This is a genomic window from Brucella pecoris, from assembly GCF_006376675.1.
Classification (GTDB): Bacteria; Pseudomonadota; Alphaproteobacteria; order Rhizobiales; family Rhizobiaceae; genus Brucella; species Brucella pecoris.
The window spans coordinates 334,080-349,540 of the sequence record NZ_VEWK01000003.1 but is presented as its reverse complement, the minus strand read 5'-3'; the positions used below and the strand labels follow the sequence as shown (position 1 = coordinate 349,540).

Below are 15,461 nucleotides of genomic sequence, written 5' to 3'. Positions count from 1 at the left end.
TCATCAAGGAAGGCTTTGTTGTTGTGATTCTCAGTCGGTATCGTCGCTGGCAGCAGTGATACCATCGTTGCGTTCATCTGCTTCACCTGCGCGACGCGATCGCGATTGCGCTTTGCGGCGCATCAGATTCGCGCGCAATTCTTCGGCGCGACGCTTTTTGCGTTGCTCCGATTGGGCTTGCTTCTCTCTGCTGGTCGTATTTTCGCTCATGGTGGTCTTCTACTACGGGAAAAAGGGCCAGAAAAGCGGCTTTCAAATGCATGCCCGACAGATTTCCACATTATGTGAAAAGAAATGCAATTGCTTGCTTGCGATTTGCGTAATGATGTGGCAGAAGTCCGCCGCACTCAAGAGATTGCTGCGGTAGCTCAGTGGTAGAGCACTCCCTTGGTAAGGGAGAGGTCGAGAGTTCAATCCTCTCTCGCAGCACCATTATCTTCTGATTGAAATCCCAAAATTTAGTTTTGCACGTGGTTCCCATTAATGCTTGTCATTGTGGAAAGCGCTTTTCTTTCGCGACCGGTCTTTTCGATGTATACTGGGCGATAGTTGAATAGAATGAGACCGTCTGGGCTTCAGCCTGGCGGATTGGTGTCACGGAAAGGCGGACTTATCCGGCGACCGTGCGAAAGCAGAAAATTGCGTGCAGGCCATGTCCTGACCGCTACCTCGCCGTCAGGACTGCCTAACCCGCAGGAGGAGCGTCATGGCACAGTTTCATGTTATTGCAGGACGAGACCAATCAACCTTCTATCCCGAAGTTAAACGCATCCGCATGGTGGATGTATTTGAAGCCTTGCGTCTGGGATTTGACGATTTCTGGGCAAAGCCTTCGCATTATGTTTTTCTTTGTCTCATATATCCCTTTGCGGGGTTGCTCATCACTTATTGGAGCACGAACGCAAACGCGCTGCCGCTTTTGTTCCCTTTGATGTCAGGTTTTGCTTTGATCGGGCCGATTGCTGCGTTGCCACTTTACGAGATGAGCCGACGTCGTGAAGAGAAGTTGGGTACGTCGTGGAAACGTGCGCTTGATGTGACCCATTCTCCCGCATTGCCTTCTATCCTGGCTGTCGGTGCTTTTCTCTTCGCAATCTTTGTCGCGTGGCTGCTGGTGGCCCAGAACCTCTATATTCATTATTTCGGCCCGATGCCTCCCGAGAGCTTCTCCATGATGATGAACCAGGTATCATCGACTGAAGAAGGTCGTAGTTTGATCTTCACGGGCTGCGGGGTCGGATTGCTTTTTGCCATTGTTGTGCTGTGTTCGACGATCGTCACTTTTCCAATGCTGCTCGATCAGGACTGTGGTGCGGCGGTGGCAACTGCGACATCGTTGCGGGTCGTCATGCGCAATCCCTTGGAATCGCTGCTTTGGGCGGCAATCGTAACTGTGATGCTGATCGTGGGTTTTGCTACGATGTTTGCCGGATTGGCGCTGGCAATACCGATCCTTGGGCATGCGACTTGGCATCTGTATCGCAAGACGGTTAGGCGCCCAGCGCCAATACGTACTTGACGACGGAATTGATCGGTAATTCCTATCTGAAACATCGCTTCGGATGGGATTGCGATGGCTTTCGATGAAACTCTTTCAATCTTTCCGGGGTGTGGCGGCGTCCTGCCGCACCCCACCCCCCTTTATTCTGCGGCCGGATCTGCTTTAGAAGAGCTATACGAGATTCGCGCAGATGATAATAAATAACAATAAGTTAGCGGAGCTCTCCTCGCAGCGCGTCAACGGGCTGGGTGGGCTTTCGATACATTTCAAGGACGGGCGTTCGCGCATTTCCAGGCTTTACCAGGAAGGCGCAGCCAAGATCCGCATGCCGCAGATCGGAAGTGATCCGCTGGAAGCTATCCTGATCAACACATCAGGAGGGCTGACGGGCGGTGACCGACTGCAATGGGATGTGGAGCTTGGCGAAAAGGCCTCGGCTGTTATCACCACGCAAGCCTGCGAGCGTATCTATCGCTCAGGGGGCGGCGAGGCACGCATTGCCACGCGTTTGAAGGCAGCAAAAGGCACGCGTCTTGCTTGGCTTCCGCAGGAAACCATTCTGTTCAATCACTCTGCCTTGTCACGAACGCTGGATGTAGAGCTGGAGGACGGGGCGGAAATCCTGGTGGTGGAGGCGACTATATTCGGACGCCTTGCCATGGGTGAGCGAGTTGATGAGGCAGCGTTCAGTGATTGCTGGCGCGTGCGTCTGGATGGACGGCTTGTGCATGCCGAAGAATTACGGCTGGGACCAAACGTCGGAGCCGAATTGCAGGCCCTTCCAGTGACAGATGGAGCCTTTGCTGTCGCCACGGTGCTTCTGATTTCCGAGGATGCTGGGAAACATCTGGAAACTGCCCGGCAGATCATTGGAGAGGAGGGTGGTGCCAGCCTCTGGCAGGTTGGCGCGGCCACCAAGCTGATGATGCGGCTTTACGCGCCCGATAGTTACGCCTTGCGTAAACGTCTGGGGCCATTGCTTGGCCTGCTTAATGGCAAGGCAGGACTGCCCAAAGTTTGGACATTTTAAGTTCGCGGCAATCCCGCCGCTTTTAACGCCAGCGGAATACATCCCGCTTTGAAAGTATGAAGTTTGGAACGAAGTCATGAATTTGACGCCCAGGGAAAAAGACAAGCTTTTGATCGCGATGGCCGCCACGGTTGCCCGCCGCCGCCTGGAGCGTGGGGTGAAGCTCAATCATCCGGAAGCTATCGCATTGATCAGCGATTTTGTCGTTGAGGGTGCCCGCGATGGACGCACGGTCGCCGATCTCATGGAAGCAGGCGCGCACGTCATCACCCGCGAACAGGTGATGGATGGTGTGGCTGAAATGATCCACGACATTCAGGTCGAAGCCACATTCCCCGATGGCACAAAGCTCGTGACGGTTCACGAGCCAATTCGCTGATTTTCAGGTTTCGCCGAAGCGAACCTGTTTTTTGAAAGGTACGATAATGAAGAAGACTACGGTTCTCGCCGCGGTAGCGATGGCGCTCACCGCAAGCCCTGCCTTTGCCCATCTTAATCCGGTCGAACATGGCTCGTTTGCGGCGGGCTTCACGCATCCGCTCTCCGGTACGGACCATATTCTGGCGATGGTTGCGGTGGGGCTTTGGGCCGCCATGCTCGGTGGACGAGCACTCTTCGTCGTGCCAGCAGCATTTGTCGGCGTGATGCTGCTTGGCTTCGTGGCGGCACTTCTGGGCATGCCACTGCCCTTTGTTGAGCCGGTCATTCTGGCTTCGGTCGTCGTTCTGGGTCTTATGGTGGCGCTCGCCCTCCCTGTCTCTCCGGTTGTCGGGGCGCTTATTGCCGGTTTCTTTGCCTTGTTTCACGGACATGCACACGGCGGGGAAATCGGAGGCGCAACCTTCCTTTCCTATGCGGCTGGATTTGCGCTTGCGACCGCACTGCTACACGCCGCTGGCATGGGTATTGGCCTCGCCGCAGGACGGCTTCTGGCGGACAGGAATGGCAGAATTGCTTTGCGTCTGGCGGGTGGTGCTACCGCACTTGGCGGCCTGATGCTGATGGCCGGGTGAGGTGCGAGATGATCCCCGGCGAAATTATTACGCAGGACGGCGATATAGAACTCAATCAGGGCCAGCCGACCATCACGATCAAGGTCGCCAATACCGGCGACCGCCCCATTCAGGTCGGCAGCCATTTTCATTTTTACGAAGTGAATGCGGCCCTTTCTTTCGAGCGCGACAAGGCGCGCGGGCAGCGGCTGGATATAGCAGCCGGAACTGCTGTGCGCTTCGAGCCCGGCCAGGAGCGCGACGTGACATTGGTTCCCGTGAGCGGCAAGCGCGAAATCTACGGATTTCGCCAGATGGTCATGGGAAAACTTTAGAACAAGGTGACGGAGACATTTCATGCCAGCCAGAATTAGTCGCGCCACCTATGCGCAGATGTTCGGCCCTACCGTCGGCGATAAGGTGCGCCTCGCCGATACGGAACTTTTTATCGAAGTCGAACGGGATCTCACCACCTATGGTGAAGAGGTGAAGTTCGGCGGAGGCAAGGTTATCCGCGACGGTATGGGGCAAAGCCAATTGTCCCGCGCTGATGGCGCAATGGATACGGTTATTACCAATGCCCTGATCCTCGATCATACCGGTATCTACAAGGCCGATGTGGGACTTCGAGACGGGCGTATCGCAGTGATCGGCAAGGCCGGGAACCCGGATACGCAGCCAGGTGTTTCGATCATCATCGGACCCGGCACCGAAATCATTGCAGGCGAGGGTAAGATACTCACTGCGGGCGGTATCGACACGCATATCCATTTCATCTCACCGCAACAGGTGGATGAAGCACTCAATGCGGGTATCACCTGCATGGTGGGTGGCGGCACCGGACCGGCCCACGGCACGCTTGCAACCACATGCACGCCGGGGCCGTGGCATATCGCTCGTCTCATTCAATCGTTCGACGGCCTGCCGATGAATATCGGTGTGTTCGGCAAGGGAAACGCTTCGCTGCCCGGTGCATTGGAAGAAATGATCCGCGCCGGTGCCTGCGGTTTGAAGCTGCACGAAGACTGGGGTTCGACACCGGCCGCAATCGACAATTGCCTTTCGGTCGCAGACCGGTTCGATATTCAGGTTGCGATCCATACCGATACGCTGAACGAAGGCGGCTTCGTTGAAGATACGCTCAACGCCTTCAAGGGGCGCACAATCCATTCCTTCCATACGGAAGGTGCGGGCGGTGGCCACGCGCCAGATATCATTCGCGTGTGCCAGTATCCGAACGTATTGCCGGCTTCCACAAATCCGACCCGGCCTTACACGGTCAATACGATTGCGGAGCACCTCGACATGCTGATGGTGTGCCATCATCTGTCCCCGGCAATCCCGGAAGATATTGCCTTTGCAGAAAGCCGTATCCGCAAGGAAACCATTGCGGCAGAAGACATCCTGCACGATATGGGAGCGTTCTCCATCATTTCCTCCGACAGCCAGGCTATGGGCCGTGTCGGCGAAATGATTATTCGCTGCTGGCAAACTGCGGACAAGATGAAGAAGCAGCGCGGCAGTCTCCCCGACGACAAGCCGGGCAATGACAATTACCGGGCGCGTCGCTACATTGCGAAATACACCATTAACCCCGCCATCGCCCATGGCATGGCGCACGAGATCGGTTCGGTGGAAGTCGGCAAGCGCGCCGATCTCGTTTTGTGGAACCCTGCTTTCTTCGGCATCAAGCCGGAAATGGTATTGCTTGGCGGCTGGATCGCAACCGCGCCAATGGGTGATCCGAATGGCTCGATTCCAACGCCGCAGCCGATGCATTACCGCCCGATGTTCGGCTCATTCGGGAAAGCCCGCACCAATACGTCCATTACCTTCGTTTCGCAGGCCGCAATGGATGAAGGGCTTCGAGAGAAGATTGGGGTGGACAAGCAGATGATTGCCGTGGCCAATACCAGAGGCGGTATCGGCAAACATTCCATGATCCTCAACAATGCGATGCCGCAAATGGAAGTTGACCCGGAAACCTATGAGGTGCGCGCGGATGGCGAACTTCTGACCTGCGAGCCCGTCGACGTCGTGCCAATGGCGCAACGTTACTTCATGTTTTGATCTTGAAAGGCAAACAAATGTTTCGTGCCACTGCCATTATTCGTGCGGATAAGGTGATCGATGCCGTGCCTGCCGGTCATGCCGTACTTGAACGCGATGAGCGTCATCTGCGCCGCAAGGCCATTGCTCTGGAAGGCGGCGAGAAGGTGCTCGTCGATTTTGCAGAGCCGGTGGTGCTCGAGCACGGCGACCGGCTCGTCCTCGATGACGGACGCGAGATTGAAATCCGCGCCGCAAGCGAGGAACTTTACGAAATCCTTGGGCGTGATCCGCTGCATATTGCCGAACTCGCCTGGCATATCGGCAACCGCCACCTCGCGGCCCAGATCGAGAGTGATCGAATCTTCATTCTTCGCGACCATGTCATAAAGGCGATGCTTGAGGGGCTGGGTGCGACAGTTACGGATGTAACGGCTATTTTCAGTCCGCTACGCGGTGCTTATTCCGGCGGCCATTCGCATCATGACCATGGGCATGACCACGATCATCATCATGGTCATCACGAACACGATCATGAACATCATCACCACCACCACGACTGATACCACCACCACTTTGCTGCGGCTGATGGCCTGGCTGTCGCCCGTCTTTCCGGTCGGGTCGTTCAGTTATAGTCATGGGCTGGAGCGGGCCGTCCATGATGGCTATGTCGCAGACACAGCCACGATGGGCGATTGGCTGCGCTGGCTTGTAACACGTGGCTCCGGCTGGAACGATGCCGTGCTTTGCGCGGAAAGCTGGCGGCGTGCGGTTACCGAAGGCGATCTTGTCGAAGTTGCAGAACTGGCCGAAGCACTGGCCGGTTCGCGCGAACGTCATATGGAAACGATGCTGCAGGGCGAGGCGTTTCTGGCTGCAGCCCGAAGCTGGCCCAGCTCCGTTTTCGACCGACTGCCAGCGGATTGTCCCTATCCGGTGGCAGTCGGTGCTGTAGCGGGCGGCAACGGAGTATCGCTTGGATTGACACTCGCCGCCTTTCTGCAAGCCTTCTGTATCAATCTTTTGCAGGCATCCATCCGTCTTTCGGTCATGGGGCAAAGCGGCGTGACTGCGACAATGTCAGACTTGGAGCCGGTTCTCGCCGAAACAGCGGCGCGAATAGAAAAAACTTCATTGAGTGACCTTGGTTCCGCGACTTACATTAGCGACATCATGGCCATGAAACACGAAACCCAACATTCGAGGCTTTTTCGCACATGACACAGAAAAACGGACCCTTGCGTATCGGTATCGGTGGACCGGTGGGATCGGGAAAGACGACGCTGACCGAAAAGCTTTGCAAAGCGCTACGTGATAAATACTCGGTCGCCGTGATCACCAATGATATCTACACGCAGGAAGACGCCCTCATTCTGGCGCGTTCTCAGGCTTTGTCCGAAGATCGGATCATGGGCGTCGAAACAGGTGGATGTCCGCATACAGCAATCCGCGAGGATGCTTCCATCAATCTGCAGGCAATTGCCGAAATGAACCGGCGGTTTCCCGATCTGGAGATCGTCTTCATCGAATCCGGTGGTGACAATCTCGCAGCCACATTCTCACCTGATCTGGCCGATCTGACACTTTATGTCATCTCTGTTTGTCAGGGCGAGGAAATTCCGCGCAAAGGCGGTCCGGGTATCACACGGTCAGATTTTCTTGTGATCAACAAGAGCGATCTTGCCCCTCACGTTCATGTCGATCTCGATATTATGCAAGGCGATGCGGCACGCATGCGTGGCAAGCGTCCATTTGGGTTCACCGACCTCCATCGCGGTAAGGGCGTACCGGAGATCATTGATTTTCTCGTTGAGAACGGTGGGCTGGAACCGCGCTAATTATGGTTGGTGGTTAAGCCGTTTGCGGGCCTCGCGTTGCGAGGCTCGCAAATCGATAAGTGGCTTGGGATAAGTGTCACCTAGAACAAGACCAGCGCTGGCAAGCACATCATTCGGCGCCTCAAATGGCTTGTGCAGCCACTTGTTCGGCAAGTTGGAGAGTTCCGGCACCCAGTGCCGGACATAATGCCCGTCGGCATCGAATTTTTCGCCCTGCAAGAGCGGGTTGAATACCCGAAAATAGGGTGCGGCATCCATGCCGCAGCCAGCCACCCACTGCCAACTTCCCGGATTGCTGGCGACGTCCCCATCAACGAGCGTGTCCCAGAACCATTCCTCGCCCTTCCGCCAATCAATGAGCAGATTCTTGGTGAGAAAAGATGCAACCAACATGCGCACACGATTGTGCATCCACCCGGTGGCCCAAAGCTGACGCATGCCAGCATCAATAATGGGAAAGCCCGTCTGCCCGCGACGCCACGCTTCGAATGCGGTCGGATCATCATGCCATTCTATGCCGGACAGTGTGTCACGCATATCGTATTGGCTGATGTCCCGGCGGTGAAAGAGCTGGTGATAGTTAAAATCGCGCCAGATCAGCTCAGATAGAAATTTTTCACCGCCTGCACGTGCCGAATGATGCTCGTCCATAAACGCCAGCGTGGAATACCACGCCTGACGTGCGCTGATTTCACCAAACCGAAGATGAGGCGAAAGTCGTGAAGTTCCATCGGTGCCGGGGGTGTCGCGATCCTCGGCGTAAGTTGACAGCGTGGCCTCCAGAAAGCGTGTCAGGCAGTCGCGTGCCGCGTCTTCTCCAATGGCCCAAAGACCATTCAGTTTTTTCGACCATGCTGGCGTATCGTGCGACGAGCAGACTTCCTGCGTGGGTTTGATGTCCCATCGTCTTCGCGGAAGCGGACGTGGCACATGATGCCTGTGCAGGGCTTTCGCAAATGGTGTAAAGACCTGATAAGGTGCATTGCTACCCGTTTTCAACTCCCAGGGTTCGAGAAGAAGATTGCCGGGAAGGGATGTTACACGCGTGCCGTTTTCTTTGAACTGTGCCTTCAATTCTGCATCGAGTTCGCGTTCCGCCGGTGCGTAGCGACGGTTCCAGAACAATTCGGTGACGACCAATTTTGTGAGCAATTGAGGGAGGATATCCCTCGGGTCACCCGTCTCAATAACGAGTTCGATGCTGCGGTCAGCCAGTTGTTTTCTTAACGCTTCCAGACTTTGATCCAACCACCACCGCGCCGCGCCGCCCGGTGCGCGAACTGCTTCGATAGTCTCGTGAATGTAAACCGTTGTGATATGGCCACCTGTTTCTGCGGCAGCACCCAATGCGGGATTGTCGTTGATTCGAAGATCGTTACGCAGCCAGACAAGCGCGTGATGCTTCATGAGAAAAATTCCACTGCAGAAATATGATGCCGATACGTCGAGCCACATATAGCGGAGAGAGAAAAAACATCACGAGGTCGGGATCAGTTAATTCGGGAAATATGCAAAGCAACGCATGAACATTTTCGTCATGTGTCGCAACAAATCACTGAATTGTTTTGAGAAAAATGGCGCACCCGAAAGGATTCGAACCTCTGACCCCCAGATTCGTAGTCTGGTGCTCTATCCAGCTGAGCTACGGGTGCTTGCCTTAGTGCCGCTCGCTGCGGCGATGGGCGGTTGATAATCGGACAGATCGCTAAATGCAAGCGTCTTCTTAGAAAAAAATGTGGTTCTGTGAAGATTTCTTGTCAGGCCCCGCATTTCTGGGCTTTTCGGTTGCAAGCTGGCACAACGGCAGATTGCTCAGGCGTTTTCTTCGGTGCGCTGGTTGTTGCGGCCTTCGCGTTGCGTAGGCAAATCAGGGATGCGAATCTCGAAATGCGCTCCAACAGGACGGTCTTCCCGAAGCTCGATTGTCCCACCATGCGCGCGGATCAGTTCTTGTGCGATAGCGAGGCCGAGGCCAGTGCCGTCACTACGTGTCGATCCTTTGAAAGCCGTGAAGAGATTGTCGCGTGCCTTTTGTGGCAGGCCGGGACCGGTATCCTCAACACCGATGATCGCCGTTGTCCCAATTCTTCCAGCAGAAATCGTGAGCCGTTTGACGGTCGCCTCATCATTGGTCTGATCGCGTTCCATCGCTTGCACAGAATTCCGGCAGAGATTGCTCAGTACACGGAATAGCTGCTCCGAATCGACATTCAGTTCGAAATCTTCTGGGACAAGATTTTCGAACTCTATGATGCTTTCTGAATTGGGGCTCAGGGTTTCCTGTACGTCCGCGATAATTGTGTGCAGCAGAACGCGGCGCGGGCGCGGTGGTGCTTCTTGCGAGCGACCATAGGCCATCACGCTTTCCGAATAGCTGATTGCGCGGCTGAGTGTGCGAATGAGTTTAGGCGCAAACCGCTGCACCATAGGGTCTTCGGTATCGGCAAGCCGGTCCGACATCAATTGCGCCGAAGCCAGAATATTGCGCATGTCGTGGTTGATCTTGGAAACGGTGAGGCCGAGGTCGGCGAGGTGTTTCTGTTCCTTGAGCGTTCTCTGAAGATCGCTTTGAATATGGGATATCTGGCGCTGGGCAACGCCGAATTCATCCTTGCGGCTTTCAGGCACGAGGATGAGTGCGGGATTGTCCGGCGAGGTGGCGAAATCGATCATGTTACGATGCATGATGCGCACCGGCCGCAGCAGCATTTCGTGAATAATCAGGTAGATCAGGCTTGCCGCTATCACCGAAATGATGAGCGAGATGAAAGTCACATTGCGCGCATAGACGAGCATGGCATGTCGGAGAGGAGCATCCGAGGTCACGATTTCAATGATTCGATCCGGAGAACTGGAAACCGAACCATAGATTCGCAAAATCCTGTTTCCGCCGTTGAACAATGTTCCGAATGCGTCCCAAATGGCAGCAGCTTCGCTGATATTGTTGAGGTCAATGACTTGATCGATCTTGCCAGGAACCTCTGACATGGCGAGCAGACGCGATGCACCGGCTTCACGCATAGCAATGGCCTTGGTACCGGTTGCCAGAAGTACCTTGTCCTGAATATCGCGCGGTACATCCATGTCGCCACCGGCGGCGAGAACTTCACTGACGGCCCCCACGGTATCCAGTCTGGAGCTCATCCAGCGCACACGCATATTGGCGACGGAAGGGACAAAGATCAGAACTTCAGTGATCAGCACTGCAAGCGCCGTCAAGAGCAGCAGTTTGCTTGAAAGCCGGTTGCGCCAGGGCAAACGTGTGAACTGAGTTGGTGAGAGCCGTTCAACGGTCGCAGTCTGAGGGGCCGCTTCAGGGGAAGGCGTGCCTGTGTCTGTGGTCTTTTCAACAACCGCCATAGCCTGCTTCCAATTCAAAGCGCACCGGCCTAATTGCCGCGGTGCTTCAACCGGTGCGCCGTCGAAACGCAATACATAAAGGTAGCCTCCTATATATGGAGCAAACCGATAAATCCAACAGCCTTTGTTCAATCGGTTAAGAACACACTCGCTTCTTAAAGCTCGTGGGGCAGCATTACCGAAATTTAACTCGACGGCTTGAAGTCCTGCGTGCAAAATCTTGGTCGGGAAAAATCCATGCATCCTTATGGGTTGTGTGATTTGCGTGATGTGAAGGCAATCATCATTCTGATACTATTTGCTGGCATTTTCCGCGTCCGACATAGTGGTATTCGAATACGAGGTCCGTCAGGGTGACGGTAAACCTTGCCGGAGAGCTGAATGAAATCCTGGAAGCAGATTGCCTTGTGCCTGCTCATAGCTGCGGTCGCCATTGGTGGCTGGTATGCATATAAGAACAAAAACGACGTGGTGAAAGCTGCGGCAACAGGCGAAGAAACGCCCAAAAGTGGCGGCGGACGTTCAGCGCCGCTCGTGGTTGTCGAGGCGGCCGGCGAAGAGACCATCAATAACCGTTTGACGGCTATCGGTTCGGCAAGGGCTCTTAGTACCGTATCGATAACGCCGTATTCCAGCGGTTATATGACCAAGCTCTACGTCAAGGCCGGCGATAGTGTGAAGGAAGGCGATCCGATTGCCGAGCTTGATGCCGAGACGGAGAAAATAGCCGTCGCCAAAGCCGAAACGGCGTTGAAGGATGCGCAGACGACCCGCCAGCGCATCGCAAAATTGCGGGCGACGAACACTGTAACAGAAGTCCAGGTGGTTGAGACTGAACTGGCAGTCGCCAATGCGCAGCTTGCTTTGCAGGATGCGCAGCTTGCTTTGAGCAGGCGCACAGTCCGTGCACCAATTTCCGGTATTGTTGGCATTCTTCCTGTCAATGTGGGTAACTACATTACTGCACAGACATCCATCGGTCGTATCGATGACCGATCCAAAGTGCTGATCGATATATGGGTGCCGGAGCGGTTCGCGCCGCAAATCAGAGTTGGCCAGCCGTTGACTGCGGAATCGACGGCGTTCCCAGGTGAGACCTACAGCGGCGAGATCAACGCCGTTGACAACATGCTGGATGAGGCCAGCCGCACGCTGCATGTTCGTGCAGAAGTGCCAAATACGCTGGATCGTCTGCGTGCGGGCATGTCATTCTCCGTTACGGTTCTGTTTCCGGGGGATCGCTATCCTTCGGTCGATCCGCTTGCCATTCAGTGGGGTGCGGACGGTTCCTATGTCTGGCGCGTTGAAAACGGCGTCGCCAAGAAAATTGACGCTCGTATCGTACAGCGCAATTCAACCAACATTCTGATCGACGGCCCGGTCAAGCAGGGCGACATGATCGTTACGCAGGGTGTTCAAACCGTACGGGATGACGCACCTGTGCGCGTAAAGAACGAACAAGGCACAGCACTGGCTGATCCTGCCTCGATAAAGCGTGTTGCAGGCTGAGGATGAAAGCGTGACCAGTCACAATTCCCCATCCGGCAACGGCGGATCGACGGCATTATTCATCCGCCGTCCAGTTTTTGCTTTCGTTATCAACGTCCTGATTGTCGTCGCGGGTCTTGCTGCATTCACGGGCGTCGATATTCGCGAACTGCCGGACGTTGACCGGCCTGTCGTAACAATCAGCACAGATTTCAGCGGTGCATCCGCTGAAACCATTGACCGTCAGTTGACGCAGGTTCTCGAGAACGCTGTCGCGCGCGTCTCGGGCGTGAAGTCTATTTCCTCGACATCGTCATTCGAACGCAGCCGTGTCACGGTGGAGTTTAACGACGGCGTAGACCTGAACGTTGCAGCCGCCGATATGCGCGATGCGATTTCCCGTGTCGCCAATGACGTGCCGGAAGAGGCGGACCCATCACGCATCATCAAGGCGGACTCCAATGCCGATCCGGTGATGCGTCTGGCGGTTACGTCCGACACTATGTCCGTCGACGATATGACGGTGCTGGTCGAGGATCAGATCCAGGATATCCTGTCAGCAGTGCCGGGTGTTGCTGACGTCCAGATCAACGGTGACCGCGACAAGATTTTCCGTATCGATATCAATCAGGCGCGCCTTGCGAGCTACGGTCTGACCATCGCCGATATAACCAAGGCGCTGTCCTCCATGGGGCTGGACGCTCCGGCTGGCTCCTTGCGCAGTGCCGATCAGTCCATCGTGGTTCGTGCTACGGCCAATCTGGAAAAGCCTGAGGATTTCGAAAACGTCTACATCAACGGACGCACGCAAATCCGCGATGTCGCAACCGTTACGCTTGGGCCGGATGTCGAGAGCTCGGCAGTTCGTTCGAATGGCAAGACGGCAATCGGTCTCGGCATCGTGCGTCAGGCACAGTCGAATACGCTCGACATTTCGGAAGGCATACGTGCTGCGGTTGCCAATTTGCAGAAGACTTTGCCTGAGGGTGTCAATATTGCGGTCACCAGTGATGATGCGAATTTCATCAATGGTGCAATCCACGAGGTGGAAATCGCGCTGATCGCATCAGTGATCATCGTTGTTGCGATCATTTTCGTCTTCTTGTGGGATATACGCGCTACGCTCATCCCGGCCTTGTCCATGCCCGTCGCCCTCATAGGCACGATTGCAGCCATCTATCTGGCGGGCTTCTCGGTCAATATTCTTACCCTTCTGGCTTTGGTGCTCGCCACAGGTCTCGTGGTGGATGATGCCATCGTGGTGCTGGAAAACGTTGTCCGGCGACGCAATCAGGGTATGGGGCCGCGCGCTGCGGCAGTGCTTGGCACACAGGAAGTCTTCTTTGCCGTTATCGCTACCACGCTGACTTTGGCGGCAGTCTTTGTTCCCATTTCGTTTTTGCCGGGGCAGGCGGGTGGCCTGTTCCGTGAATTCGGCTTCGTTCTGGCGATTGCAGTTCTTCTGTCGTCAGTTGTAGCGCTGACGCTTTGTCCGATGCTTGCCTCGCGTTTCCTCAAGGAAGGAAGTGGGGAAGATGGTGGCCACGGCCCGCTTTTCTTACGTCGTATCGGCGGCGGGCTCGCGAGCTTTTATAAAAAGACGCTGCACATCTGTCTGTCGGCACCATTCGTTGTTGTCCTCGTGGCAATGCTTTTCGCAGGCGCATCCTTTGTCAGCTACGGCCTGATCCGTCAGGAACTGACGCCCTCGGAAGATCGCGCCGTTGCACTGCTGCGTATCAATGGGCCGCAGGGCATCAGTGTGGAGTTTCTCCAATCACAGCTCGACAAGATTGAAGAGGCAGTCCAGCCTCTGCGCGATAGCGGTGAAATCACCACTACCTATGCCATCGCAGGCTCCGGCGGATCGTCAAATAACGGTTTTGTCGTCCTGACATTGGCACCATGGAAGGAGCGCGCACGCAGCCAGCAGGAAATCATGGCTGACATTACCGAGCGCATCAAGGGCATAACGGCGGTGCGTATCTTTACCACCCAGCCGAACAGCCTTGGTATTCGCGGCGCGGGTAATGGTTTGCAGTTTGCCATAGTCGGCAGTGACTATGCCAAGCTACAGCCTGCTGCCCAGGCGGTCGTTGCCGCGCTGGAAAAGGATCCGCGCTTTGTCCAGCCGCGACTTTCTGTGGAGCCGACCCAGCCGCAGCTTTCCGTCGAGATTAATCGCGAACGAGCCTCCGATCTCGGTATCGACATCACCGGACTTGCGAATGCCGTGCAGTCGGTACTCGATGGTCGCAAGATCGGGTCAGTCTATGTTGGGGATCGCAGTTTCGATGTGAAGCTCGTTGCCACAACAAACCCGATCAACGATCCAACCGATCTTGAAAACATATTCATGAAAACAACGGACGGCCGCTATGTACCGATGTCGTCCATTGCAACGGTTGTTGAAAAAGCAGTCCCGCCGCAGCTCAATCGCGAGACGCGCCAGCGGTCGGTTTCTATAACGACAAATCTGCGCGACGATTTTGCGTTGGGTGATGCCTACAAGGCGGCACAGGAAATCGCAGCACCTTTGTTGCCGCCGGGAAGCCATATCATTCCGCTGGCGGAAGCCTCGACGCTCAGCGAAACATCAAGCGGTCTGGCAATGGTGTTCGGTTTTGCCATCATCATCATTCTTCTGGTGCTGGCAGCGCAGTTTGAAAGCTTTGTCAGTGCGCTGATCGTGATGGCGACGGTTCCTCTTGGGCTTGGTTGTGCCGTTTTTGCCATGCTGCTCACAGGCACGAGCCTGAACGTCTACAGCCAGATCGGCCTCGTGCTATTGGTCGGCATCATGGCCAAGAACGGTATCCTGATTGTCGAATTCGCGGATCAATTGCGCGATAAGGGCTTGAGCGTTCGCGAAGCAATCGAGGAAGCATCCAACATTCGTCTTCGCCCTGTCTGCATGACGATGATCTGCGCCGTGCTTGGCGGCGTGCCGCTGGTTTTGGCAAGTGGCGCTGGCGCAGAGGCCCGCGTGGCTTTGGGCTGGGTCATTGTTGGTGGCCTTGGCCTTGCGACGATTGCCACACTTTATGTAACACCAGTCGCCTATCTGCTGCTGGGCCGCTTTACGCAACCCAAAGCCGAGGAGGAAGCCCGGCTTGAGCGGGAACTCAACCATGCCCTCAAAGGGACACCGCCAAGAGGCGGCACGGCTGAACCGGCGGAGTAAACTCAGAACAAAAAACCGG

The 15,461-nt window shown here is 55.5% G+C and carries 14 protein-coding genes and 2 tRNA genes; 12 read left to right on the top strand and 4 right to left on the bottom strand.

Annotated features, from left to right (window positions below):
- Window positions 1-30: 30 nt before the first annotated feature.
- Window positions 31-210 carry a hypothetical protein gene (locus FIB18_RS08235; protein ID WP_140020232.1) on the bottom strand — a complete coding sequence of 60 codons (180 nt, stop codon included), beginning with the start codon at window positions 208-210 and terminating at the stop codon, window positions 31-33.
- Between the two features lie 147 nt (window positions 211-357).
- Between FIB18_RS08235 and FIB18_RS08230 the strand changes: the two genes are divergently transcribed.
- The 10 genes from FIB18_RS08230 to ureG all read left to right on the top strand — a co-directional run bounded on the left by FIB18_RS08230 (window position 358) and on the right by ureG (window position 7,410).
- Window positions 358-432 (top strand) — tRNA-Thr (locus FIB18_RS08230).
- 274 nt (window positions 433-706) lie between these two features.
- Window positions 707-1,519, top strand: coding sequence for a DUF2189 domain-containing protein (locus tag FIB18_RS08225; protein ID WP_140020231.1), 813 nt, complete (start codon window positions 707-709; stop codon window positions 1,517-1,519).
- Window positions 1,520-1,691: 172 nt separating this feature from the next.
- Window positions 1,692-2,531, top strand: a complete 840-nt coding sequence (locus FIB18_RS08220) for an urease accessory protein UreD (RefSeq protein ID WP_140020230.1) — start codon at window positions 1,692-1,694, stop codon at window positions 2,529-2,531.
- Window positions 2,532-2,607: 76 nt separating this feature from the next.
- A complete protein-coding gene (locus tag FIB18_RS08215; RefSeq protein ID WP_140020229.1) occupies window positions 2,608-2,910 on the top strand; it encodes an urease subunit gamma in 303 nt (100 codons plus the stop codon).
- A gap of 46 nt (window positions 2,911-2,956) precedes the next feature.
- Window positions 2,957-3,544: a HupE/UreJ family protein gene (locus FIB18_RS08210; RefSeq protein WP_140020228.1), complete on the top strand. Its 588-nt coding sequence runs from the start codon at window positions 2,957-2,959 to the stop codon at window positions 3,542-3,544.
- An 8-nt stretch (window positions 3,545-3,552) separates the two neighbouring features.
- A complete protein-coding gene (locus FIB18_RS08205; protein ID WP_140020227.1) occupies window positions 3,553-3,858 on the top strand; it encodes an urease subunit beta in 306 nt (101 codons plus the stop codon).
- Window positions 3,859-3,880: 22 nt separating this feature from the next.
- Window positions 3,881-5,593 (top strand): urease subunit alpha, encoded by a 1,713-nt coding sequence (gene ureC / locus FIB18_RS08200; protein WP_061344934.1) that lies wholly within the window; start codon window positions 3,881-3,883, stop codon window positions 5,591-5,593.
- A 17-nt stretch (window positions 5,594-5,610) separates the two neighbouring features.
- Complete coding sequence (gene ureE / locus FIB18_RS08195) at window positions 5,611-6,135, top strand: urease accessory protein UreE (RefSeq protein WP_140020226.1); 525 nt, start codon at window positions 5,611-5,613, stop codon at window positions 6,133-6,135.
- On the top strand, window positions 6,107-6,793 hold the full coding sequence (locus tag FIB18_RS08190; RefSeq protein ID WP_140020369.1) for an urease accessory protein UreF: 687 nt from the start codon (window positions 6,107-6,109) through the stop codon (window positions 6,791-6,793). Before ureE ends, FIB18_RS08190 begins: the two co-directional genes overlap by 29 nt.
- Window positions 6,790-7,410, top strand: a complete 621-nt coding sequence (ureG, locus tag FIB18_RS08185; protein WP_140020225.1) for an urease accessory protein UreG — start codon at window positions 6,790-6,792, stop codon at window positions 7,408-7,410. Before FIB18_RS08190 ends, ureG begins: the two co-directional genes overlap by 4 nt.
- On the opposite strand, the gene FIB18_RS08180 is transcribed toward ureG, so the two are convergent.
- The 3 genes from FIB18_RS08180 to FIB18_RS08170 all read right to left on the bottom strand — a co-directional run bounded on the left by FIB18_RS08180 (window position 7,411) and on the right by FIB18_RS08170 (window position 10,770).
- Window positions 7,411-8,817: a cryptochrome/photolyase family protein gene (locus FIB18_RS08180; RefSeq protein WP_140020224.1), complete on the bottom strand. Its 1,407-nt coding sequence runs from the start codon at window positions 8,815-8,817 to the stop codon at window positions 7,411-7,413.
- 168 nt (window positions 8,818-8,985) lie between these two features.
- Window positions 8,986-9,062 (bottom strand) — tRNA-Arg (locus FIB18_RS08175).
- Between the two features lie 160 nt (window positions 9,063-9,222).
- Entirely contained in the window at window positions 9,223-10,770 is a 1,548-nt protein-coding gene (locus FIB18_RS08170) for a sensor histidine kinase (protein WP_140020223.1), read from the bottom strand.
- A gap of 381 nt (window positions 10,771-11,151) precedes the next feature.
- On the opposite strand from FIB18_RS08170, the gene FIB18_RS08160 reads away from it, so the two are divergent.
- Together FIB18_RS08160 and FIB18_RS08155 are read left to right on the top strand one after the other, a co-directional pair.
- On the top strand, window positions 11,152-12,279 hold the full coding sequence (locus tag FIB18_RS08160; RefSeq protein ID WP_140020222.1) for an efflux RND transporter periplasmic adaptor subunit: 1,128 nt from the start codon (window positions 11,152-11,154) through the stop codon (window positions 12,277-12,279).
- A 10-nt stretch (window positions 12,280-12,289) separates the two neighbouring features.
- Entirely contained in the window at window positions 12,290-15,442 is a 3,153-nt protein-coding gene (locus FIB18_RS08155) for an efflux RND transporter permease subunit (RefSeq protein WP_140020221.1), read from the top strand.
- The last annotated feature ends 19 nt before the right edge of the window (window positions 15,443-15,461 follow it).